Source organism: Sphingobacterium sp. UBA7249 (assembly GCF_002472835.1).
Classification (GTDB): Bacteria; Bacteroidota; Bacteroidia; order Sphingobacteriales; family Sphingobacteriaceae; genus Sphingobacterium; species Sphingobacterium prati.
Window position 1 is genome coordinate 56755 of the sequence record NZ_DKST01000018.1, and the last position, 24705, is coordinate 81459.

At 42.4% G+C, this 24705-nt stretch carries 12 protein-coding genes; 5 read left to right on the top strand and 7 right to left on the bottom strand.

The annotated features are described in order from the left end of the window. Window positions 1–3: 3 nt before the first annotated feature. Window positions 4–3120 (bottom strand): SusC/RagA family TonB-linked outer membrane protein, encoded by a 3117-nt coding sequence (locus B4A24_RS14695; RefSeq protein ID WP_293945883.1) that lies wholly within the window; start codon window positions 3118–3120, stop codon window positions 4–6. Between the two features lie 374 nt (window positions 3121–3494). Between B4A24_RS14695 and B4A24_RS14700 the strand changes: the two genes are divergently transcribed. The 5 genes from B4A24_RS14700 (at window position 3495) to B4A24_RS14720 (ending at window position 9759) form a co-directional block, all read left to right on the top strand. Beyond that, the gene (locus B4A24_RS14700; RefSeq protein ID WP_293945884.1) at window positions 3495–5018 is read left to right on the top strand and encodes a PQQ-dependent sugar dehydrogenase; all 1524 of its coding nucleotides are present in this window, start codon (window positions 3495–3497) and stop codon (window positions 5016–5018) included. Between the two features lie 4 nt (window positions 5019–5022). Beyond that, complete coding sequence (locus tag B4A24_RS14705; protein ID WP_293945885.1) at window positions 5023–6255, top strand: Nramp family divalent metal transporter; 1233 nt, start codon at window positions 5023–5025, stop codon at window positions 6253–6255. A gap of 7 nt (window positions 6256–6262) precedes the next feature. Then, complete coding sequence (locus B4A24_RS14710) at window positions 6263–7285, top strand: NAD-dependent epimerase/dehydratase family protein (RefSeq protein WP_293945886.1); 1023 nt, start codon at window positions 6263–6265, stop codon at window positions 7283–7285. Window positions 7286–7303: 18 nt separating this feature from the next. Further along, on the top strand, window positions 7304–8362 hold the full coding sequence (locus B4A24_RS14715) for a dihydrodipicolinate synthase family protein (protein ID WP_293945887.1): 1059 nt from the start codon (window positions 7304–7306) through the stop codon (window positions 8360–8362). Window positions 8363–8559: 197 nt separating this feature from the next. Then, window positions 8560–9759 (top strand): MFS transporter, encoded by a 1200-nt coding sequence (locus B4A24_RS14720; RefSeq protein WP_293945888.1) that lies wholly within the window; start codon window positions 8560–8562, stop codon window positions 9757–9759. Window positions 9760–9940: 181 nt separating this feature from the next. Here the strand turns inward: B4A24_RS14720 and B4A24_RS14725 are convergent, their stop codons facing one another. From B4A24_RS14725 to B4A24_RS14750, 6 genes are all read right to left on the bottom strand, one after another. Beyond that, window positions 9941–14116, bottom strand: a complete 4176-nt coding sequence (locus B4A24_RS14725) for a hybrid sensor histidine kinase/response regulator transcription factor (protein ID WP_293945889.1) — start codon at window positions 14114–14116, stop codon at window positions 9941–9943. Between the two features lie 62 nt (window positions 14117–14178). Beyond that, a complete protein-coding gene (locus tag B4A24_RS23810) occupies window positions 14179–16872 on the bottom strand; it encodes a glycoside hydrolase family 88 protein (RefSeq protein ID WP_312399590.1) in 2694 nt (897 codons plus the stop codon). Between the two features lie 86 nt (window positions 16873–16958). Beyond that, window positions 16959–18146: an alginate lyase family protein gene (locus B4A24_RS14735; protein ID WP_293945890.1), complete on the bottom strand. Its 1188-nt coding sequence runs from the start codon at window positions 18144–18146 to the stop codon at window positions 16959–16961. 19 nt (window positions 18147–18165) lie between these two features. Next, on the bottom strand, window positions 18166–20736 hold the full coding sequence (locus B4A24_RS14740; protein ID WP_293945891.1) for a glycoside hydrolase family 95 protein: 2571 nt from the start codon (window positions 20734–20736) through the stop codon (window positions 18166–18168). A gap of 4 nt (window positions 20737–20740) precedes the next feature. After that, window positions 20741–23215: a glycoside hydrolase family 2 TIM barrel-domain containing protein gene (locus B4A24_RS14745; RefSeq protein WP_293945892.1), complete on the bottom strand. Its 2475-nt coding sequence runs from the start codon at window positions 23213–23215 to the stop codon at window positions 20741–20743. Window positions 23216–23245: 30 nt separating this feature from the next. Further along, entirely contained in the window at window positions 23246–24700 is a 1455-nt protein-coding gene (locus B4A24_RS14750) for an alpha-L-fucosidase (RefSeq protein WP_293945893.1), read from the bottom strand. Window positions 24701–24705 lie beyond the last annotated feature (5 nt).

Below are 24705 nucleotides of genomic sequence, written 5' to 3' on the forward strand. Positions count from 1 at the left end.
GTCTTAAAATGTTACATTTAAACCAACTACCCATTGTTTCATTAAGGGATAAGAGACACTGGCGTTCTCCGGATTATAACCTTTGAACTTTGTGAATGTAAAGTAATTCTCCAGATTAGCGAATACACGTAACCTATCCACTTTAAATTTTGCCGAAGCCTCTTTTGGCAAAGCATAGCCCAGCTGTAGCGATTTTATTCTCAAAAACGAGGTATTATGCAGCCAGTAGTCACTGTATACGGTATTTAAAGCACTGCCCGAAGTACGCAGTCGCGGATATTCGGTAGAATGGTTTTCAGCTGTCCAGCGGTTTAATATTTCCGCATTCTGCAAGAAACCTTCATTGATGTTGAAGGTATTAAAACCATCGTTACCCCAATATTGCTTCACACCACTAACACCTTGTGCCACGACGTTCAGATCAAACCCCTTAAAACCTGCATTCAGACTCAATCCGTAGGTAACTTTAGGCAATCCCGAATAATTCTTGACAACCCTATCCTCCTCATTGAACACCTTGTCGCCGTTCACGTCTTTGTACAACATATCCCCCGGTTTAGGTTCTCCGCCCACATATGTCCCAAAAGTATAACCATCAGTCTTCAATTGATCAATTTCACTTTGGTCCTGTATAATTCGATCAAATTCAAGCATATAAAAACTATTGAAAGGCTTTCCTTCCATCGTAATATAACTTTCATTGATTGATCTATTGCCGTTGAACTTAATCACTTTATTATTCAGGAAGGACAGGTTACCATTCAGACCGTAGGACCAATCTGCACCTATTTTCCCAAAATATCCAAGCTGAAGATCAACCCCTCTGTTACGCATCTCGGCAATATTCTGCCAGGGTGGCGAGAAATTACCCATAACCATCGGAATAGGGATCTTTGTCAGGATATCCGAGGTGTTACGATCAAAATATTCCGCGCTAAAAGTCAACCTATTATTTAACAAAGCAAGATCCAAACCGACATTAGCGATCGTTGTCGTTTCCCACTTAATTTTACTGTTCGCAATTTCCTTTGGCGCCACCCCTTGCTTCAGCTGACCACCAAATGGATACAAATAGGAACCGTACACGACTTGATAAGTATAATCGCCGATTCTATTATTCCCCAGCTTACCCCATGAACCACGAATTTTAATTTCATCAAATACAGCTTTCAAAGGTTGCGCAAACTCCTCTTCCGTTACACGCCAGCCCGCTGAAAAGGATGGGAAGAACCCCCATCTATTCTCCTTTGCAAACCGGGAAGAACCGTCATAGCGTGCATTTGCTTCAAATAGATATTTTCCTTTAAAATCATAATTCAAACGGCCAAAATAAGACTGAAGGGCATCGTCTGTTCCGGAACCATTGATCGCTTCAAGGTTTGCCCCCGCATCCAGAATATAGATCGCATCATCCCCCAATATATCATTCTTTTTTGCATCAAATTTGTCCATACGGTTATACTGCTGATCAAAACCCAGCAATACCGCCAAATGATGATTCTCCGCAATTGTTTCACGGTACCGCAACAGGGTATTCAGCACCGTTGTATAATTACGGATGCTACCATTGAACAAACTACTTACGCTTGGCTTTTTTTGATATTCCAATCCGGTCTGTAAGTTCCACAAGGAGTAAGGCCGCACATATTCCCAATTCCGGTTATTATTGTAATTAAAACCAAAACTACTCTCCCACTCCAGATTTTCCATGAAATTCACTATACTAAAAAACTTAAGCCCAAGCTTTTGCCTTTCGTAGTCACCCCGAATATTATCTACATAAGCTCTTGGATTAGACCCCTGAGGCAGCCCCGGAAACATCTCCCCTCCATAACGGCCGTCCTCATACTGTGGCACGACCCCCGGTGTCGTATTACGGATCGCTCCAAAAAAGCTATTCACATCCAGAGGCTGCCGGTTTGACCAGGTACCAAAAACATTTCCGCCCAAGGTCAAGATATTCTTGATCTTTGTATCGGCATTGATCCGAAAATCATATTTTTTGAAACCGGAATTATCCACCACCCCCTTGTTATCCAGAAAACCCAAGGACATGGCAAAATTTCCTTTTTTTCCGCCGCCACGAACAGACAGCGTATGTTCGGTTAACGGCGCGGTATTCAGCATTTCCTTGTACCAATCTGTATTTGGATACAGCGGATTACCGGCCGCCGACTCCTTTCTCCAGGTATCAATTAATTCAGCACCATATTTTTCCCGCCCTTCCGACTCGTTAACAAGCTCCATATGGGTTGCCATATCAGTTATAAAATCGATATTTTTAGCCACTTGCTGACGCCCGAAGTACCCATTATAGGTTACAGTAAAATCTTCTCCCTTCCCGCGCTTGGTAGTTACCAATATAACGCCATTCGCAGCCCGGGAACCATATATTGCAGCCGATGATGCGTCCTTCAACACGGATATGCTTTCCACATCATTGGGATTAACATCATTCAATGCACCGGGCACCCCGTCAATGACAACCAAAGGGGAAGCATCATTCATTGTCCCCTTACCACGAATCAACAGATCAAATCCTTCTGCACCGGGACTACCGGAGGTCTGCGCAATATTAAGTCCAGATGCCTTACCGACCAAAGCGGATGCCAAATTCATGTTTGGTCGGCTCACCGTTGACTCATCAAACCTAACACTGGAAATAGAACCCGTCAGTGTCTCTTTCTTCTGCTTACCATAACCAACTACAACGACTTCATCAAGCGTACTTTCATTCGTTTCAAGCACCAAAGCCTGCACATCCCTTGCCGAAGCCTCCTTTGGACTAAAACCGATCAGGCGAAACTGAATCTGATCCGAAGAAGACCCATTCAATTTGAACCGCCCCTCCTGATCTGTCACCGTGACGGATGAATTTTTAAGATTGCGCACCTCCACTCCAGCCAGTGGCTGACCTTTCGCATCGAGCACCTGCCCAACGATCTGCTGTTGAAAATTTGCTGCGCTCCCTGCCGAATTAAGAACGCGTTGAATAGGAATCTTTTCCAGATAGGGAAAAGAGGGAACAGAGGCAAACGCACCCATTGAAATAAAAGGCAGTCCAACCAAAAGACAGTTCCTGTTTATCACATCCCGTATTTTAATCTGTTTTAGTATCATGAATACTCAGGTTAAAGTGGTTAAATAAATGATTTATAAGCTCTTCAGTTTATTGGTATTTTAAAGAAGCGGCATTTCGTTTTATAATTTACAATGACTTCGCTCCTATACTTTATCATAGTGAATACAATAATATATATTTTTTGTATACAATTCAATATTTTTTTTACTTTTTTACAAAACTGCATACGTAATAAATACAGATCAACCTAATAAAACCATCTACAGAATTAATTGATGAGAACACTAAATCGAATTTAGCAATGCGTATTTAATAAATTTGTATACAAATTACATTATTTTTTGTATATTTATTTTTAATAAACTAATTTTGACATAACCAGATAAATTAAAAAAGTAACCATTGACCGACAATGAAACAACAAATAAACTATGTTTGGTTATTGCCATTGATGTTCTTCTTGTCTTCCTGCTCTACAAGGGACGAAAAGGAGACAGTGATAATCAATAGCATCCAATTGGAGAACAGCATACTTTCTTTATCCAAAGAGGCCACTGGCCTACAAGTTCCATGGGACTTACAATACGATCATGTAAACCGGGCTATTTTATTTTCGGAAATTGGCGGAAGTATCCGAAGGCTGGATATACAAACAAAAAAGGTCAGTTTAGTCGACAGCCTAAAAGACGTCTACCATCAGCGTACGCTCGGCTTGTTAGGTATGTCCCTGTATCAGCCTGAACACGAGCAGGCCTACCTCTATCTGTCGTATACCAGTAAAAGAGACAGCCTTATTTTTTCAAATTTATACCGCTACGATTATAGTGCCGATGGCAGACTGTCCAACCCAAAGCTCCTGTTGCAGATACCCGGCAATACCGGACACAATGGTTCGCGCGTCATTGTATCTTCTGACAAGAAAGTGTATTGGGCGACAGGCGATGCGGCAAGTGATACCTTTGCCCAGGATAGCAGTTCGTTAAATGGAAAGATCTTACGGTTAAACTTGGATGGTACGATTCCTTCGGATAATCCGATAGCAAACAGTTGTGTTTATGCCTGGGGTTTCCGTAATATGCAGGGGCTTACCCATAACGGCAAAGGAACAATCTACACCTCCGAACATGGGGATGCCATTGAAGATGAGATTAATCTTATCCAGCCCCTTAAAAATTATGGCTGGCCGCAAATTGAAGGTATGATTGATACCGAAAAGGAAAAAGCTATAGCCAAGCTAAGCCCTCGAACTGAACCGATAAAATCGTGGACACCAGTGGTTGCCCCCTCCGGAATGGCTTATTATGGTGCCGCAACCATCCCTGAATGGCAGAACAGCTTGATTTTAGCAACGCTAAAAAACCAGTCCTTACGGATTCTGAAATTATCAGCCGATGGCAAAAAGATAACCGATGAAAAAGTTTTATTTAAAGATCAGCTTGGCCGCTTGCGCTCGGTATTGGTTTTACCCAACGGCGATATCTATTTCTGTTCGAGCAACCGTGACTGGAATCCGCAAAAAGGATTTCCGAAGCCAGATGACGATGTTATTTATCGGCTTCGGCTTTCAGACAACGCGGCCGCTCCCATCCTTAAGCCACAAACGGCCAACAGTATCGCGCCGACCGTAAAAAACGGACAAACATTATACGATTCTTACTGCGCTTCCTGTCACAAATCTGATGGTAAGGGACTGGCAAATACATTTCCGCCATTAACACAGTCAACCACGGTCATTGGTGAGCCCAAAACACTATTAAAGCTGCTTTTACATGGACTGAGCGGTAAGTCGATCAATGGGGTTAACTATGAGGGCGCAATGCCTGCATTTTCGTTTCTCAAAGACGAAGAGGTCATCGCGGTTGCAAATTATATTCGAACTCATTTTGGGAATAATGCTTCTAAAATCAACCAACAGAACTTAACCTCTTTACGCTAAATTTATGGAACAACAACAGAGCCCCAAGCGCTCCTTATTCAAGAACTGGTTATCCATCCTGGGACCGGGTATCATTACTGCGGCGCTGGTTTTCGGCCCAAGTAAAATGACCATTACCTCAAAAATGGGCGCCGATTATGGTTTTTCACTCCTTTGGGTCGTCGTTATCGCCATCTGTTTTATGACAGTTTTCACCAATATGGCGGCACGCATCGGCATCGCCCGTGACGAATCCCTCCTTACTTTAATCCGAAATAAATTCGGGAAGACGATATCCATTGTTATTGGCATCGGTATTTTTCTCGTCGCCACCTGCTTCCAATCGGGCAACGCAACCGGGGTATCTATTTCCATTTCGGAGGCAACAGGAACAAATCCGCAAATTTGGATTATTGTGTTCAATGTGATCGGTATTCTGTTACTCTTCTTTAAATCATTCTACGTACTGCTGGAAAAATTAATGCTGGCATTGATTATTCTTATGCTCTTTGCCTTTCTTTCAACAGCGATTATGATTGAAACACCTGTAGGCGACTTTCTCAAAGGATTTGTACCGAGTATCCCACCCAGCTCAGTCGGACTGATCATTGCTTTTACGGCTTCCTGTTTTTCGATTGTGGGCGCTTTCTACCAGAGCTATCTCGTACAATCCCGGCGCAAATTATCCGGCGATCAGCAGACAACCCAAAGGCAGCTCATGGGAAGCCGGATCGGTATCATTATCCTTGGCATTATGAGTGCCGCCGTAATGGTATGTGCCGCGAATACCCTCCATCCTCAGGGTATCAAACTGAGTTCGGCTGCTGAAATGGGTCGTGCGCTGGAGCCGCTTTTAGGAACTTACGCTTCGCACCTCTTTTTCGTCGGATTGTTTGGCGCCTCTTTTTCGTCCTTAATTGGAAACGCCGTCCTCGGCGGATCATTACTCGGTGATACCTTTGGTTATGGCAACAACCTGAACCATCCGAAAGTCAAGCTGTTCATTTCCCTGGTTATGATTTTTGGTTCTGTCATTGCGCTTATCTTCGGAAACCTACCCTTGGAACTTATTGTTTTTGCGCAAAGCATCACCATTTTCCTCGTCCCTTTTATTGGCATTATCCTATTTCTTATCGCCAACGATAAGGAAATCATGAGCGATCTCCGAAACAAACCATTGACGAAATTGTGGGCCATCCTGGGACTTGTATTGCTCGTCGCCCTCGCTATCAGTAATTTTTACAATTTAATCAAATAAACCAGCTATGGATAACAACACTTTAACAGCATTAGAGCAACAGATACTCGCACCATCGGCGGAGCTCATTGAAGACATAAAAAAAATCGAGGGAGATATCCTATTCTTAGGAATTGGCGGAAAAATGGGGCCAAGTATGGCTAAATTGGCTATTCGGGCGATTGAGGCTGCTGGAATTGAAAAAAAGGTCATTGGCGTCTCACGCTTTTCGACAAAAGAGCTACAGCAGGAATTGGAAGACATCGGTATCTCGACTATTGCCTGTGACCTATTGGATCCCAATCAGCTCAAACAGCTTCCACAGGTTCCCAATGTCATCTATCTGGCTGGCCATAAATTTGGCACAACGGGAAATGAAGACTTCACCTGGGCGATGAATACCTACCTCCCTGGAATGGTTGCCTCACATTTTGAAAAATCCAATATTGTGGCCTTTTCGTCAGGAAATGTACTTCCTTTTGTCCCCATCAATCGAGCGGGTGTATCCGAAGAAACCACACCAGAACCTGTGGGTGAATACGCACAGTCTTGTTTGGGGCGAGAACGTATTTTCGAATATTTCGCCAAGAAAAATCATACTCCAACGCTCATCTATCGTCTAAACTATGCTGTCGATTTTCGCTATGGTGTATTGGTTGAAATAGCAAAAGCTGTCAAGGAGCAATTACCCATAGACCTAACAACCGAAAATGTCAATGTAATCTGGCAAGGAGATGCCAATGAAATTGCATTAAGATCTCTACTACATTGCCAGACACCAGCCAAAATATTGAATGTGACTGGTCCTGAGATCCTATCTATCCGTTGGATCGCCGAACGCTTTGCGGAACATTTTGATACCACACCGGTATTTGTAAACCAAGCTGCAGGAACCGCTTTGCTCAACAATGCCTCCGAATGTCACCGCCTATTTGGCTATCCAAAAACGACCATCAGGGAAGCCATTGATATCACCGCGCACTGGTTAATGAACGGCGGTGAGCTTTGGAACAAAGACACCCATTTTCAAGAAAGAAAGGGAAAATTTTAAGGAAAAACAATTATTCTAATGAAAAAATTAGACGCTAATTTACAACAACATCTCTGGGCTGGAACCGTCATCCCCGCCCATCCCCTGGCTCTTCACGAGGACCGTAGTATAGATGAAGAGTCTCAACGTCTTCTGACAAAATATTATATCGCAAGTGGCGCCGGAGGGATTGCCGTCGCTGTACATTCTACCCAGTTCGAAATTCGTGATCCGAAAATCAACCTGTTCGAAACTGTTTTAAAATGGGCCAGCGAAGAGGTGGACAAGGCAGAGATTCAACGTCCCTTCCTTAAAATTGCAGGTATCTGTGGGCCTACCGAACAAGCCGTACAGGAAGCAAAGACGGCGCTAAAATATGGTTATGATATCGGTTTATTGAGTATGGGAGGACTCAACGACTGGACAGAAAAGGCTATACTTGATCGCGTTCGTACAGTCGCTGCCATCATTCCAGTATTTGGGTTTTATCTCCAACCTTCGGTAGGTGGTCGTATTTTTTCCTATTCCTTCTGGCAGGAGTTTGTTGCGATAGAAAATGTTGTTGCCATCAAATGTGCTTCTTTCAATCGTTACCAAACCCTGGATGTCATGCGTGCGCTCGCAAATTCAAATCGTAGCGATCAAATCGCCATGTATACAGGCAATGATGACAATATCGTCAATGATCTAATGACTACCTATCAATTTCCAGTGAACGGGAAGACAGTTGCTATAGATTTTAAAGGGGGCTTACTAGGGCATTGGGCGGTGTGGACGCAAAAAGCGGTAACACTTCTGGATGAAATTAAGAATTACAAGCGCCATCCTGATAATCAGACAGCAAATCACCTCTTAAGCAAAGCCATTGCTATAACCGACAGTAATGCTGCATTTTTTGATCCAGCAAATGCATTTCATGGCTGTATACCGGGCCTCCATGAAGTCCTCACACGCCAAGGCTTGATGAAGGGTATTTGGTGTATCAATCCAAACGAGCAACTATCGCCGGGGCAAAAAGAAGAAATTGACCGTGTGTACAGCGATTATCCAGAACTAAACGATGATGCTTTTGTACAGCACTTCCTAAATTCCAGATAATACCGATAGCGCGGTCTGAAAATATTTTCAGGATCTTGGTCCGGCCATATTTCTACAGCAATGTTGAGTCATTTTTGGGTCAACATTGCTGTTATTGATGTCCCTGGGATGGGCTGTTTGATTTTCACAATAATTTGTTTGAATTCTATATATTTTGTATGCATCAATGTAATTATTTTTGCCGGCAAATTATCACAATGGAAAAAAACTCTAAACCCCGCCAATCTTTTATTCCGACGGTACTGGCTTTTGCACTTGTTCCCATTACAGGACTTGCTACAGATATCTATCTTCCTTCGATGCCACAAATGGCTTCGGAGCTTGGTCTCAACGAAAGTAGCATCCAGTTAACACTTTCCTTGTTTCTGATCAGCTATGGTGTCGCTCAATTTTTCACGGGCGCACTGGTAGACGCGTGGGGGAGGTATCGGATTAACTTAATTTCACTGTTTCTCTTTATCCTTAGTTTTTGGATAACGGCAACCACACATGATATCTGGGTTATTTATGGCATGCGTATTCTCCAGGGAATTCTGTCTGCGTTCGTTGTGATTTCCAAACGGGCCTACTTTGTGGATGTGTATGAAGGTGAGCAGCGCAAACATTACCTCAGTATCATGACCATCGTCTGGTCTATTGGACCTATTATTGCGCCTTTTATTGGCGGCTACCTGCAAACCCTGTTTGGATGGCGTTCTAACTTTATGGTTCTTGCCGTATATAGTGCCGTGCTTTTTGTACTGGAATTGATCTTCTCCGGAGAGACCATCAAACAAAGAAAACCTTTACACATCAGCTATCTTATCGGCGAATTTAAAATGATGTTAAAAACAAACGACTTTACTTTTGGGATATTGATGTGCGGAATATCCTATGGACTAGTGATGTTTTATAACCTTAGTGGCCCATTTTTCATCGAGCACCAATTGGGTTACGGGGCAATTACCACAGGCTACACATCACTTATCATGGGATTGGCCTGGATGTGTGGGGGCTTTATTGGAAAAGCATTGATCAAGAGAGCCCTCCTCCCCAAATTGCGAATTGCGAATTTTATTCAGATCATCTTGGTGTTAGTCATGATTATGGTCTCTCCTTATTTAGCAAATTTATATACGTTGACATTCTTCGCGTTTGCCATCCATTGCACGGCCGGATTTATATTTAACAATTATTTCAGTTACTGTCTGGGCAGATTCCCCTTGTCCGCGGGGATTGCAGGCGGATTAGTCGGTGGAATTACCTACTTGGTGACTTCCTCGCTGAGCTATGGAACCGTCAGCTTAGTCAACCCTTCCTCTCAACTTGAAATCGGCTTGGGATATGCCTTATTCGCGATACTGGGCTTGCTCGCTCTTCTTTTCATCAGCAAACTAGCTAAAACGAATAGGCTGTAAAATAAACAGATAAAACAACATTGTAGATTTTAAGCTACACATTTCAATAAGAGTGCTATTTTATTTTTGGAATAAGTTTAAAACAGCTATTTTTGTATCATCATAATTTAGGTTTATAATTGGTTATTGAAGGTTTTCATTCTCCCCGTTTGAAAACCTTTTTTTTGCGACACAAGTCCCCTTAATTTTCTTTCACACTAAATTTCTCGATATAGGTACGTGGGCTTTCTTTATAGAATTTCTTAAAGGTCTTACTAAAATATTTTGGATCATTGAAACCTACTTGATAGGCAACCTCACTGATACTCAATTCGCTGTCGTGTACTAATATTTGTGCGGCTTTTTTCAAACGGACCATATTGATAAATTCGACCAGATTCAAGCCAGTCTGCTGCTTTATTTTACGATATAAAACAGATCGGCTCACCCCTATTGCTTTTGTCAATTCCAGTACGCCAAAGTTTTCACAGCCCAGATTATCTTCTACAGTAACCAATACCTGATCCAAGAATCGGGTGCGTTCGGACGTCTCTGTTGTTCCCTGGCCTCCCATGAGATAGTTCTGAACAAACTTCTCCTCCAGTCGTTTTCTCGTCTGTATAATGTTTGCTATCTTCTGCATGAGATGTGGCATACTGAATGGTTTGGTAATATAGTCATCGGTACCAACTTCAAAGGCTTCAGTAATATAAGGGTCTGCGGTGCGGGCAGTTAATAAAATAACAGGGATGTGATTTGTGCTATTGTCATTTTTTATTTGTTGCAACAATGTTATACCATCACAATTTGGCATTGTTACATCTGAAATAATAATATCAGGTTGTCTGGTATGAACCAATGCCAACGCCTCATTTCCATCATTAGCTTCTAAAACCACATATTTCTTGCGTAAATTTTCGTAAAGAAAACATCTCAGTTCCACATTATCTTCGGCAACAAGAATAACCGGTTTCTCATCAGCCGTCCGGTCATTTTCAACTTCCACAAGCCCCCGATCATCTACCAATTCAGACTGTTCAGAGACATTCATTTCTGTAATTCCGCTTAAAATATCGGTTGTAGATGAAGCATCTATATGCAAATTCTGCTGCGGCAGACTGATCCGGAAGACCGTATTATAAGCTGAAGGTTTTGTAGCCATATTACTTTCAACAGTTAACAAGCCTCCATGTAAATGGATAATGGACCTTGATAATGCAAGTCCTATACCGCTACTTGTGGCGACAAAACCCTCGGTGTTTGCCTGATAGAATTGTTCAAATACAAAGGGTATATCTTTTGTGGGGATACCTCTACCGGAATCCGAGACGGAAACAAGTAATTTAGCTGCATCGCCATTGCCCTCGAGTTCAACTTGTACTTTTATCCGTCCCCCCTTATCGGTAAATTTAAAGGCATTGTAAATGAGGTTGACAAGCACTTTCTCAAACTGCTCAGGGTCAAAATATGCCTGGTAATCGGTGGAAATATTATTTTCAAGAAAAAATTGGATATTATTCTTCTCTGCTATAAAATGGAAGTTTAATAAAACGTTTTTAAAATATTCGGATACAAGAACTTTCTGATAGTTCAGTTTCATTTTTCCACCTTCTTGTTTTCGAAAATCAAGCAACTGATTGACCAAATTCATTAAACGGTCAGCATTTCGTGTGGCGTAGCCCAAATGTTCCTTTGCGTACTCGGACAGAGAATTATCCGTTTTCAATTGATTCAATGGACCTATAATTAACGACAAAGGTGTACGGAACTCGTGTGAGATATTTGTAAAGAAATTCAGTTTAGCTTCGTGCAATTCTTCTTGTTGTTCGGAGGCGAGTTTTCGAATCAAAAGGTCACGTTTTAATTTATTTCTACCATGAAAAAATCGAATAATCAAAAATACAACAAAGCCTAAAATCAAAAAATAACCGGTATAGGCCCACCATGTTTTCCAAGGTGCCGGGAGAATCCTTATTTTCAAAACCCGGGCATTTTCATTCCAAATACCGTCGTTATTGGATCCTTTTATCCAAAGTTCATAATTACCGGGATCTAAATTCGTATAGGTAGCTACTGGGTTTGTGACGTAGTTCCAGTCCTGTTCAAATCCTTTTAAATAATAAGCATATTGATTTTTTTCAGGATGGACATAATTCAACACACTGAATTCAAGGCTAAATACATTCTGATTATGATCTAACACCAATTCATCCATCATGGAAATATCCTTTGGAATCACTCCATCGACACCGGGTCTGACCGTACGATTAAACAGTTTGAGATCGGTAAACTGTATCGGCGGGACATAATTATTTACACTTAAGCTGTCAGGGTTGAACAGGGTAAAGCCAGAGAAGCTACCGAATGCAAATTTTCCGTCACGCAGTATGGTTGCTGCATTTTGGATATATTCGTTACCGGGTAAACCATCCACTTTTGTATAACTTCTAACGCTGCCTTCCTGTGGATCGAAACAAGTAATCCCTGTGTTGGTACTCAACCATAATTTGTTCTTCCGGTCACTCAGGATGCCAAAGACATTATTCACCGGTAAGCCATTTTGTTCATTGTAGCGTTTGAAGCTTTTTTTATCAGGTAGATATCGGTTCAAACCACCCATGTAGGTTCCGATCCAGATCTGTCCTTTTCTATCTTCATGAATACTTATTATATCATTACCACTAATCGAAAGGGAGTCATTTTTGTGGTTAAAAAAAGAGAAAAATTTATCGGTACCGGCGATTTTAACATTTAACCCATTGGAAGTCCCAATCCATAAGTTGCCATTGGAGTCCTCCAACAGTGCTCTAACCATGTTCGAGCTCAACTGTTTGCCAGCTACATTAAACGTCTGAAAATAGACAGGCTTTTGATTCTTCCTGAGCACCTGCAAGCCGCCACCGAATGTTCCGATCCAAATATCACCTCGGCGATCTTCCAACAGGGCATACACGTTATTGTTAGCTAGCCCATTTGTTAGATTTGGGTCAAAACGAAAATTTTCGTATGCCTGCTGTCCTTTACGTTTTAAATTTAATCCACCATCATACGTTCCAACCCATAAATTTCCTTCACGATCGCGACAGATAGACTTCACATTATTATGGCTTAAGCTTCCAACACTACTTTTATCATGTTTTTCATTAAAAAATTCACTCTTATAACGGTTAAAATAATTCAGTCCCCCACCCTCTGTTCCAATAATTAGCTCTCTGTTTGGGTCCTCTAGAAAAGCGCTCACGACATTGTAACTCAAGCTATTTCGTCGGGACTGATGCGTAAAATTCTGAAAATTTGGTATATCCTTATCGTAGATATTAATTCCTCCAAAATAAGTACCGATCCAGATAGATCCTCTTTTATCCTGAAAAATTGGCCGAATCGAATTGTTACTTAAACTATTGGGATTGTTATCATCAGCGTGTATAAATAATAATTTCCCATTTCTGTATAAATAGAGACCATTGAATGTTCCAATCCAGATGCTTCCATCATCAGCCTTCTTAAGCGAACGGACATCCTGATTTTCCAAATTTGCTGTATGGTTATGGTCACCGCTCAACGAAGATACTTCGCCTGTATTTTCATTGATTATTTTTATTCCGTTATACTTTGTTCCCACCCAAAAAATTCCGGGAGAAAATTCCAGTATCGACTGAAAGCGCTGATTTACTTTATTAATCAATCCTTTCTGATTGAAATACGTACGCAAAACCTTGAGCCTATTGCCGTCCCTTAATGCTGACTGCATCAGGACAATTGCATCATCTGTGCAAAACCATAATCTCTTTTTCCCATCCTCGTAGATAGTTCTAAAATTTCTAAAATGCGATCTGTCATTACTACCTTCTACCGTTATTTCATTGAAAACAAGCTCCGCCTCCAAATGAGCACCTTCCTTGATGCGATATAATCCGACATTAGTTGCAATCCAAATTACATTTCTAGAATCTTGAAAAATCTGGTGAACATTTACTTCTATCTTCCCGCTGCTACTCTCTACCACGGGTAAGGAGATCCGCATAAAATTATCTGCATCACGATTGTATAGGTTGAGACCGCCTGTTGTGCCCACCCAAAGCCTTTTTTTCTTATCTTCGGTAATAGCTTGTATAAAATTATGTTCCAACGAAAAGCTATCTTGGGGATTGCTTCTGTAAATGATAAATTTTCGCCCATCGTATTTGTTCAGTCCATCGCGGGTGCCAATCCACATAAATCCCAGGTGATCCTGTTCAATTGCAAAAACACTGCCTTGCGATAAACCTTCATTTACATCAAGATGTAAAAAACGATAGTTCTTTTCCTGTGCACGAGAAATCGAAAAGGCAGTTAGTGTACTGAAAAACCAGAGTATACAAATACGCAATAGCATCATGAGGAATATAATTGAAATTGGATACGATAAAAATAATCATTCCATTCTATAAACACCAATAGTTATTTATTTAATCTATCGTTCAATTGTTGCCCATAAAGTGACTCTATTCGCATTTTTTTATTTTGATTTTCCCAAAAACCTGCAGGCCTGTCTTTAAACCTTCCGGGGATTTTTTCACCATCAACTCCTATCGCAAAATTTTGACCTGACGCCCAGGGCTGTTGTACAGCAGCACTCCTGACCTTACAATTCCATAAGACTTGAGTTACTCCCGCCCAGCCGTGCCCACTTCCCCAGTTACCCCGATCTTGCACATTAATTTCGCCATCTGTCGTGATTTGATCGTACAAGGTACCTACAGCCCAACGATGATGCGGACCAATATCCGCATGCGTAGTCTTCGCGGTAGACATACTAAATACATTCGGTCCCAAAGTTCTTGCCCCCGTGACATAATCATGTCTTCCCTCCGTCGTATATAATTGGCTAAATAAATTGAGTTGCCCATTGTTATTGAATGAATACCTACGCCCCCCTGTTATTTGAGATTTGGCATCAAGACATTTAGACTGGATGACTGTCGTTTGTTTCGCCAACGGTCCTAAGCTCACTGCAGCATAACCAAAGTAGCGCGCTGTAATATTACGTACCCATGCATTTTCAATTTTATCCATCTCAATGGCTATCCAGCCATGTTTTTCGTCCGTTTCGCTGGCAAATTCAGATTCAAACCGTATCTTTTCAACTCCCACTTCCCGGATACGTCCAACGAATTTAAAGGGTGTGACAGACACTTTCCCAAAGTGCGGATTTATGGCCATAACAACCGGATTATCAAAAAAAAGCGTATCTCCGCGAATAGCGGAAATAACACGTTCAAATTTCAGATTATATTCTTTGGTTGTCCATTGCTTTGTTCCTTCACGTGCAACAATTTGGTCCATTTTAATTGCAGCAATCCAAGTCGCATTCAGTTCGTAAGATAGGAGCACCTGCTCTCCTTCCTTAAGATCTCGACTATTACCGACAAGCACATACTTGCTTCCAACAGGGATATATTTTGTTTCAACCGACTGTGTTTTAACAAAATCTTCAACATAATTACCGTCACCAGAAATGATCAATAAGCTACGTTGTTGCTGCCCAGTAGCACGTAATAATGTTTCACCCTCAGCATCCCCTTCCCCTCTCAGCACAATTCCACTCGATTTGATGTATAAGCTGCCGGGTATATTGTAGGTTCCCTTTTTTAATACAATTGCTCCGCGGTACCCATTCTTATCGATGGGTCTTGTTGAAATTTCATCAATAGCGCGTTGTATCATCTGCTGGTCAGTTCCGTCCGCTGTGGGACTCAGTGAAATAGCACTGACTACGGCAGGGAGCGGTCGATTTCCTTGATGATAGCCAACCTTACTGAAATCAGGGATGACATTTCCCTTATCATCTGGAAAATAGATGAGTTTTCCTTCAGGGTCTTTTCTAACCAAACTTGATTGAGTCAGTCCTGAGCGCAGGTTTTCCTCCCGAAGCAAGGCTTCTAAAAAATAGTAATCTGCATAACTTAAGGGTTTATCCACTTCGGAATTGGAGGGTTTTGATCCCGTGCTGTGTAACAGTATAAAACCTTTATTTTTATTTGGAGGAGACATATAATGATCAATCAGATTAGACATTATTGTCTGTGCTTTGGTCAAATAGTCTTTTCCTTGATCGCTGAATGTACTCAACTCCAAGAGTCCCGACGCGATCACGGAGGCAGCTGAAACATCCCTGGGCTCATTCGGAATATGAGGTGCATCAAAATCCCAGTAGGGGATCAGATCTTTCGGCATACGCGGATGTGCAAAAAGCCAATGTGCGACCTGCTCTGCTTGCTCTAGATATTTCGGGTTACCTGTTTCGCGATAACACATGGTATACCCATAAAGTGCCCATGCTTCGCCACGGGCCCAAGTAGACTCATCACTAAATCCCTGATGGGTATTTTTATGTTGTACCGCACCAGTTTTCAGATTATAATCTACAACATGATAGGTACTATAATCCGATCTAAAATGATTTTTCATCGTTGTATTTGCATGACTCACAGCGATCTGATAGTAGCTAGAGTCTCCGGTCAATTTGGTTGCTTCAAATAGCAATTCCAAATTGAGCATATTATCAATAATGACTGGAAAATCCCAACGATGGCTATTGTGATCCCAAGAACGAATACATCCGACCTTTGGATTAAAGCGTGTTGCCAAGGTTTTTGCAGACTGGATGATGACATCCCGATAATGCGGATTAGCGGTAAGCCGATAACCATTGCCAACACTACAGAAGATCTTAAAACCCATATCATGAGTCTTCCCATTATATTGCTCATCTTCTATTGTTGCTGTCAATTTGCCAGCCAGTTCTTTCCATTTTTGTTTTCCAGATTTTTCATATAAATACCATAAAACCCCGGGGTAAAAACCACTTGTCCAATCGCCTCGTTTAACGGCCACCAACTCGTTATTTTCGGAGAGTGTACGTGGAGATGCTAATGTAGAATCAGCTTTTTTTAGCACCTGTAGCTCTTTATAGAGCAATTGCGACTGTCGATCAGCAAGATCCCAGGCTTTTTTCAATTGGTTTGCGCTCTGCGCTTTTGTTTCCTGAACAGCACAAAGGATAGTTGTCAAGCCCAGGATAGAAATGATAAATCGCCTTTTTCGGATAAAACAATTCGAAATATCTACATATTTTGATAACAGCGTATTCATATTGAAAATCATATTACATTTAGGTTTGTTTAAGTAAAAGGTTAATCGGTAAGATTTATAACCGGAATACAATTATTATCCCTGTATTACAACCATATTAAGGGATTACGGATAGGCAAGTTGCGAATGACCTCTTCCTCCTTGGGGTTATGATCGAGCTTAGCCCAAAGTTGCAAATAGGTGTTGTCTTGGTAAGCATTTGCGGCAAAGACAAGAGCAGGTTGAGCGACAGGCCATTGATCCCAGTACATCACATCTTTTTGATAAGGCCATTTGTTCTTATCACTGATATAAGGCATCATAAAATCCACTCCTTTTTTGATCATGCGTCCATCGGGCAAAGTATATTGCCATAGCGGTACATTTGCTGTAGACAGGATATGGCAAATCATGGTCATGGCATCTAGATTAAAGAGCGAATATCCAAAAGGCTTGGTCCGTTGAAGCTCTCTCGGAAAACTGCCATCTTGTTCCATTTGATTGGGTAATAAAATTTGCCGGTAACGTTCAGCGCACATGCTGAGCAAAGTCGTATCCTGCACTAGACTGGCAAAGGATGCGACCTGCATCACCCAACAAGTTCCATGATTATTTGCTGCATTCATTTCGTCTTTACCATATTGGTGCTCCGTCAGCCAACGTAGATATGTCGCAAACCAATGATGTATGACATCTTTGGTCGACTGTGGAAAATTTGGATCATTTTCGAGCACTTTTACACCCTGCGCCACTTCCATTAAATGAATGGTATCAATAATACCGATACCGCGACCTGTAAATCGTCCATGTATAGCTTGGGCATACAGCAGGTTGGGGTTCATCATCGTCTCGGAATCGACAAACCAGGCCTTTAAATGAGCCAATGCCTGCTGTACATATTTTTTATCGGGATTCAAACGATAGGCCGAAGCTAGGGCACCAATAATTCGGCTAAAACGGATCATGGCTTTTCGATGTTCAACAAAGTTGGCTGGATTGCTCATACCATCCCGTTGGACATAGGGGGCGCCCGCATCCATTGGATCGGGCCACCAATAGTCGCCTTCCGAGTAAAAGTCATGGATACCACCGCTACTTCGAACTGCAGGGTAAGCCGTCACGGTCAAGGGCTTTTGCTTCATGGCCCATTTTGATTGCTTTTTTATAATAGGACGTAAAACCGTCATGATTTTACTCTTGAAAGATCCATTGGGTTCATTCGCCTCAACGAATAGGGGGAGCAGCACAATCCCAATAAATGTGCAAGCTAGTCTGAAGATTGATTTTAAATTCATTTCCTTAGATTTTTATATGCTATATCGGGATAATTCGGTACTCCTTGCCCTTGACTGTTTGAAATTCAATTTCAAAAGTTTCTTTGGTTGATAAAGGCGATAATTTTTCGCGGTCAAGGATATGATATTTCAATGAACCTGGTTTGTATAGCAATTCATTTTCAGCCCCATTGACTTTATTCCCACTCGTTCCAATTACCTTCACTGGCATAGAGGTGCGCAACTTGCATATTCCACCTATATTGGAAACGATGCGTGTCTGTTGCAATTTATTATCCTTCCAATCGATGTCTACTGTAAAGTTTCCCCTTGCCTTAATTCCCTTGATATGCCCTGTCGACCACTCATCGGGCAGCGCGGGCAATAGATGAATAGCACCATCGTGACTTTGCAAAAGCATTTCAGTCATTCCAGCTGTTGCGCCAAAATTGCCGTCGATCTGAAAAGGGGGATGTGCATCAAATAAGTTCGGATAAGCACCACCTCCGCTCATCTGAGCGCGATCCAGTTTGGGATCAATAAAGTTCAGCGCATCCTTAAGAATTTTATAAGCGTGGTTTCCATCCTGTAATCTTGCCCACCAATTTGTTTTCCATGCCATGGACCAACCTGTGCTCACATCACCGCGCAAAAGCAGTGATTTTTTTGCCGCAGCGGCCAATTCACTATTTGCTGTAACACTAATCTGATTACCCGGATAGAGTCCAAAAAGATGCGAAATATGCCGATGTTGATCTTTGGGGTCATCCCAATCTTTAAACCATTCTTGCAATTGACCATACTGTCCCACCTGATAAGGATATAACTTTGCGTTCGCTTGTTCCAATGTCGATTTAAACTCAGGGTCAATCTGTAATACGTCGCAAGAGCGAATAACCGCAGTAAATAACTCGCGGATAATAGCCATATCCATCGTGGACGCCCTAGTCAATTGATATTCCTTTCCTGCTATTTTAATCGTATTTTCTGGCGATGTAGAAGGATTTGTTATCAGGTATTTATTATCAGGATCAGCGATCAGCCAATGTAACATAAACTGAGCAGCCCCCTTCATAAGTGGATATGCCTTATTTTGGAGAAAATATTTATCTCCTGTAAAGCGATAATGCTCCCACAGATGCGTGCTGAACCAAGCAGCAGCCATTGGCCATGCGGACCATCGTGGCATACCTTTAGGATCCCAGTCATAGCCCCCCGGAGGAGAGGTCTTGGCCCAGAGATCCGAATTATGATGAACTACCCACCCCGCCTTTATGTTGTAATTTACAGCTGCAGTTTTGGCTCCATTGACAGCCAATTCCTCCATAAAATCAAATAGGGGTTGATGGCATTCGGACAAGTTGGTATTTTCCGCCAGCCAATAATTCATTTCGGTGTTGATATTTGTGGTGTAATTGCTTCCCCAAGGCGGCTGTACATGATCATTCCAGATTCCTTGCAAATTGGCTGGTCTCCCACCTTGTCTCGAACTTGCGATCAGCAAGTAACGTCCAAAATGATAATACAAAGTCAGTAAATCGAGATCAGCTGGGCCTTTTGAAAATTGCATAATCCGCTGGTCGGTCGGTAAATTTACATGTGTTGAAATTCCCGCCAGTTCAAAATCAACCCTGTCAAACAGAGACCTATAATCCTTCTGATGATCAGCAAGCAGTGTTGCAAAGTTTTTCGCAGCGACCTGTTTCAACAAGCTGTTAACTGTTGTCTTTACATCCTTTCCGGCCCGGCTCGGCGATTTGTCAAAACCATTAAAACTAGTCGCTTCTGTGAGTAATAATAGCACCTCATCAGCACCAATGATACGAAGTTTATCCTTTTCTTGCTTTACCTTCCCTCCTCTTGCCTGTACTTTAACACGCATTTCGAAGGTCATTCCTTTTCCTTCAATGCTATCGTAAACCACTTGTTTAGGTTCATAATCCCGATTGGCCACAAAACTGGGCGCTTTACCGACAAGACTCAGTACATCGTTGCCGAATGCCGAAACCGTACTTTTCAGTTTACTGGTCATGGACAGATCCAAAGTGATCGATTTAGCTTTATTTGCTTTTAAGCGAATGACCAAAGCTTTGTCGGGGTAGCTGACAAAGCTTTCTCTTTGATATTGAACTCCTTTATACGTATAACTTACGGTACTCACCGCCCCTTCTAAATCCAAATCCCGCCGATAAGCTTTTACCTCCTTCTCGTCTTGATGAAAATCCAGCCACAGGTCACCCATGGGTAAATAACGTGCTGAATAAGGGCCTTGCATTTTCTTCCAGAGAACAGCAGCCTCTTCATATTTCCCAGCTAAAATAGCTTCACGTACTGATGGTAAAATTTGCGGACCATTGGGGTTGTTTCCAGCCTCAGGTTCGCCCGACCACAGGGTATTATCATTAATCTGAAAACGATCCCTGTTCACCCCGCCAAAAACCATTGCTCCTGTCGTACCGTTACCCAATGGTAGTGCCTCCTCCCAATATGCAGCAGGTTTATCGTACCATAGTTGGCGCTTCTTTTGTTTATGTTGTGCATGACCACAGGTAGCAGTGGTCATTATCCCGAGCAAAAGAAAAAAGCTCAAATTAGTGCTTAATTTTATCATCTCCCTATTTTTCAATTGTCAACAGTGTAGTTTTCAATTTGTCCATACGTCCGGACACGACGGCTTTCCCTTCGGACAGGCGAAGCCTTATCAAAGCTCTTCCATTATATGCCTGCACTTTTTTAGCTCCTATCGAGGTTCCCTGGTTAACGATCAATTCACCATCTCCCGTTGCATCAAAATAGATCCAGTTTTTAGCATCGAGGCAGAGAACACCGTCTTTATCCAACACCTTTGCCTGCACAGTTATCACATCGCCTTCCCGTCCAATCTCTTCAACCAGCAATTTTGCGGGTTTGTCCCAATGCTGTGTTTGATACACCTGTTCGATTTGGTCCGTCAATAGCGTCTTTCCATTTTTAACAACTGCTTTGATCACATTTTTCCCCTCCTGTAACTTGACCATCCAACGTAATCCGGCAGCGGGGAAATCTTGGCTATTTCTTTTCTTTATCCCCTGACTTTCGCCATTAACAAATAGTTCGACCGCCTTTGCATTGGAATATACTTTGATCATCTTTGCTTCATCCGGCTCTCCCCAACGAACAGGCCAAGAGTGTCCGTAGATATGCAACATGGGTTTTGAAGTCCAATACGATTGAAATACATAATAGGACTCCTTCTTCGTAAAATCGCGTTCGACAACACCTTTCTGGTTGACATAGGGAACCGGATTATCTGGCCGAACAGGTGTCGAAAAATCTTTGAAGGGCCAATATGCGGTACCCGTAAGCCAAGGCATGGTTTCCTGCTCCTTGAGGTGCCAATCGATCAAATTACAGATATAGCTTTCACTCCAGTCTCCATCCTTGGAAACTCTTGCAGCACCCCCCACGAGGGATGCATCGCCAGCCCGTTCATCGGTGGCACCATCACCTTCTATTTTGGCTAGTGCCCGATCCGGATCCTCTGCATGGCGGCGAGCATGGCTATCTCCGCCCCATTCCACATGAAGAAAATGTTTGACCTTTTTCATTTCCTCTGCCGAGGCCGTTTTATAGTCTGTATACACTCCACGATACCAACCAGCCCAGATAGAGGGTGAATACACATCAACAATATCTTTACAAAAGTCACAACGTCGTATGGCTGTTTTTCGACTGGGATCCAATTGGTGGGAAAGTAAATGTAATTCCCGCATAAATGTCCTGATTTTCTCTTTGTCGAATTCGGGGAAATCGCCGGGCCAATCATTTTCATTACCGAGCCCCCAAATAATGATCGAAGGGTGATTATAGTGCTGCTCAATCATATTTGTCAACATCCGCTTCCCTTGTTGCTGATAAATTTCTCCGCCTAAGCCACCTCTACACCAAGGGATTTCCTCCCAGACCAAAATACCGAGGCTGTCGCAGGCTTCTAGCACCCTGCGGCTTTGTTGATAATGACCCAACCGAATGAAATTGACGCCCATCTCTTTCATCATCGTCATTTCTTGCAAGATCTGGGCATCAGTCATCGCTGCTCCGACACCAGCATGATCTTCATGCCGATGCGTTCCCCGAAGCAAAAGTCTTTTCCCATTTAATAAGAAGGGACCATTCTCTTTAAATTCTACATAGCGGAAACCGAAGACACTTTCTTCTTTGAATGTCTGTCCATTGCTCTTGACAGTAGTCACTAGACGGTACAATGCCGGGTGGTCCGGGCTCCACAGTTGGGGTTTCTTAACCGTTAGCTTTCCAAAGTCAAGAGATCCTTCCACCAAACGAACAACCGGTGTCTGACTCAGTAGCAATTTACCTGAAGGATCATAAAGCTGTGTTTCGACATCAAAATTTGAGCTGTTGGATGGTGTTAATAGGCGACCACGGATTTGCAATACCCCCTGTTTTCCATCTGCATCCACTGTAGGGCTAACAAAGACTTTTTCTAAGGCCGTCTGTGGTACATATTTTAAATTCAGATGGCGATAGATACCACCATATAGGTTAAAATCGGATAGGTCTGAGGGAATCATTTCGAGGTCACGTGAGTTGTCTACCCGAATTGAAACCGGTATCTTCCCTTTAAACTGTGTTTTATAGGCTTCCGTTTTTTTAAACTGTTCGACAGCCTCAGTAATATCCACTGTCCATTCGTCATAACCGCCGACATGTTCCCCAACCTTTTGCGTATGGATATAAACCGTAGACTTTTGTCCTGCACCTTCAAAATGAAGCAATGTACGACCATTTGGATACGGATTTTCAATGGTTAATGTCTTTCTATACCAACCTGGGCCCTGATAATAATTGACAGCTGGATCAACAGCATCTAAGGCATTGTAACAATGCGGCAAACTAACTGTTTGCCATAGTGGAACTGATTCTGGGTTGCCCGCCCCGACCGGCCGTACAGCTTCCCAAATCCCCCCAAGATCGCTCTTCAGAAAGTCCCATTCCCGGTCAATTCGCTTTGATTCCTGAGCTTGGAGCTGTAAAGCGCCAAATCCCAATAATAGTGTAAGTATTTTATAAAATTTATTTTCTGTTATCATTAACGTGTTTTTCTTTTTCTTAACAGTAGGTTATTCGTCCAAGGCTCCTGTTTTCATTTTCTTAGCTGTAGCTTTCTTATCGCTTTCTAGTTTTCCAGCCAACTCAATTTTGATCACAGTTGCGACAGGATCAATTGCCTGTTTGGGAACTCCAATTTTGATCGCATCAGACTGCGATTTCACTTTAAGCGTTTTACCATTCGCTAAAAAACTGGCTTTTAAAACTTTATTTTTTATTGGAAGAACGATCGTTCCATCTTGAGGCCAATCAAATATGGTTAGGTAAAGCAGGGTCTTGTCGCCCTGTTCCTTCATTGTACATCTTCCCCACTCAAAGGGTTGCAGCGGACTGCTTTTGGTTGCGTAAATTGCTTCACTGTTTATTTTCATCCACTTGCCTATCGTCGCCAACCTATCTATGCTTTCCTGCGGAAAGCTTCCATCTGGTTTCGGGCCGACATTGAGCAAATAATTCCCGCCTTTTGATGCGATATCAACCAAATTACGGATCAATGTTTCTGCCGACTTCCATTTCTGATCAGACGTACGAAACCCCCAGGTTCCATTCATGGTCATACAGGTTTCCCAATGCTTTCCTTCCAACTCGCTCCAATCTGGGATTTTCTGTTCTGGCGTCTTTGTATCACCCGGAAAATTTGGTCTTTTCAAGCGATCATTGGTAATAATATTGGGTTGCAGGCGCAGTTGTTCCTGTAACATGCTTGCCGCTTCATCCGTCATATTTGTTGGTGTATCCCACCACAAGACGGAAATATCACCATAATTACTCAAAAGTTCTTTCACCTGTGGTACAGATACATTTTTGATATAGTCGTCAAAACTCGCAGTTTCTTGCTTTGGGTCCCAATGGCCTTTATGTGCTAAGGTATAGGCATCTATTTTGGCTGAGTCAGGATTGGGCCAGCCTTCCCGCATTACCTTTCGAGCAGCTGAACCTCCAGGGTTATTCCAATCTTGTGCTTGCGAATAATAGAAACCTAATTTGACGCCGTACTTTTTACACGCTGCAGCCAAAGGCTTTAACAGATCTTTACCATAAGGAGTCGCATCAACCATATTCCATTTGCTGGTTTTGGTTTCGAACAATGCGAAACCGTCGTGATGTTTGGCCGTAATAATGAGGTATTTCATGCCAGCATCTTTCGCCATCCGCACCCATTCGTCGGGATTATATTGTAGGGGATTAAACTGACCTGCCATAGCCTGATATTCGTCAACAGGGATTTTTGAACGGTTCATAATCCATTCCGCTCCACCCCGAGCCTGTTCATGACCACGATAGACACCGCCAAATTGTGCATATACGCCCCAATGGATAAACATCCCAAATCTGGCTTCCTCCCACCATTTCATCCGGAGACTATCAGGTAGTTTATTTTCCTGCGCTATTGAAGCGCCACTGGATATTCCTGAGATCAGGAGTATCAGGAATAATATTTTATACATCTTGAGTTTAGTTTTCATGCCTA

Bases quoted from the DNA above. Each gene is read 5' to 3' on its own strand.
- B4A24_RS14750 (WP_293945893.1), bottom strand. From the start codon at position 24,700: ATGAAAACTAAACTCAAGATGTATAAAATATTATTCCTGATACTCCTG.
- B4A24_RS14700 (WP_293945884.1), top strand. From the start codon at position 3,495: ATGAAACAACAAATAAACTATGTTTGGTTATTGCCATTGATGTTCTTC.
- B4A24_RS14695 (WP_293945883.1), bottom strand. From the start codon at position 3,120: ATGATACTAAAACAGATTAAAATACGGGATGTGATAAACAGGAACTGT.
- B4A24_RS23810 (WP_312399590.1), bottom strand. From the start codon at position 16,872: ATGAATACGCTGTTATCAAAATATGTAGATATTTCGAATTGTTTTATC.
- B4A24_RS14740 (WP_293945891.1), bottom strand. From the start codon at position 20,736: ATGATAAAATTAAGCACTAATTTGAGCTTTTTTCTTTTGCTCGGGATA.
- B4A24_RS14725 (WP_293945889.1), bottom strand. From the start codon at position 14,116: ATGATGCTATTGCGTATTTGTATACTCTGGTTTTTCAGTACACTAACT.
- B4A24_RS14720 (WP_293945888.1), top strand. From the start codon at position 8,560: ATGGAAAAAAACTCTAAACCCCGCCAATCTTTTATTCCGACGGTACTG.
- B4A24_RS14735 (WP_293945890.1), bottom strand. From the start codon at position 18,146: ATGAATTTAAAATCAATCTTCAGACTAGCTTGCACATTTATTGGGATT.
- B4A24_RS14745 (WP_293945892.1), bottom strand. From the start codon at position 23,215: ATGATAACAGAAAATAAATTTTATAAAATACTTACACTATTATTGGGA.
- B4A24_RS14715 (WP_293945887.1), top strand. From the start codon at position 7,304: ATGAAAAAATTAGACGCTAATTTACAACAACATCTCTGGGCTGGAACC.
- B4A24_RS14710 (WP_293945886.1), top strand. From the start codon at position 6,263: ATGGATAACAACACTTTAACAGCATTAGAGCAACAGATACTCGCACCA.
- B4A24_RS14705 (WP_293945885.1), top strand. From the start codon at position 5,023: ATGGAACAACAACAGAGCCCCAAGCGCTCCTTATTCAAGAACTGGTTA.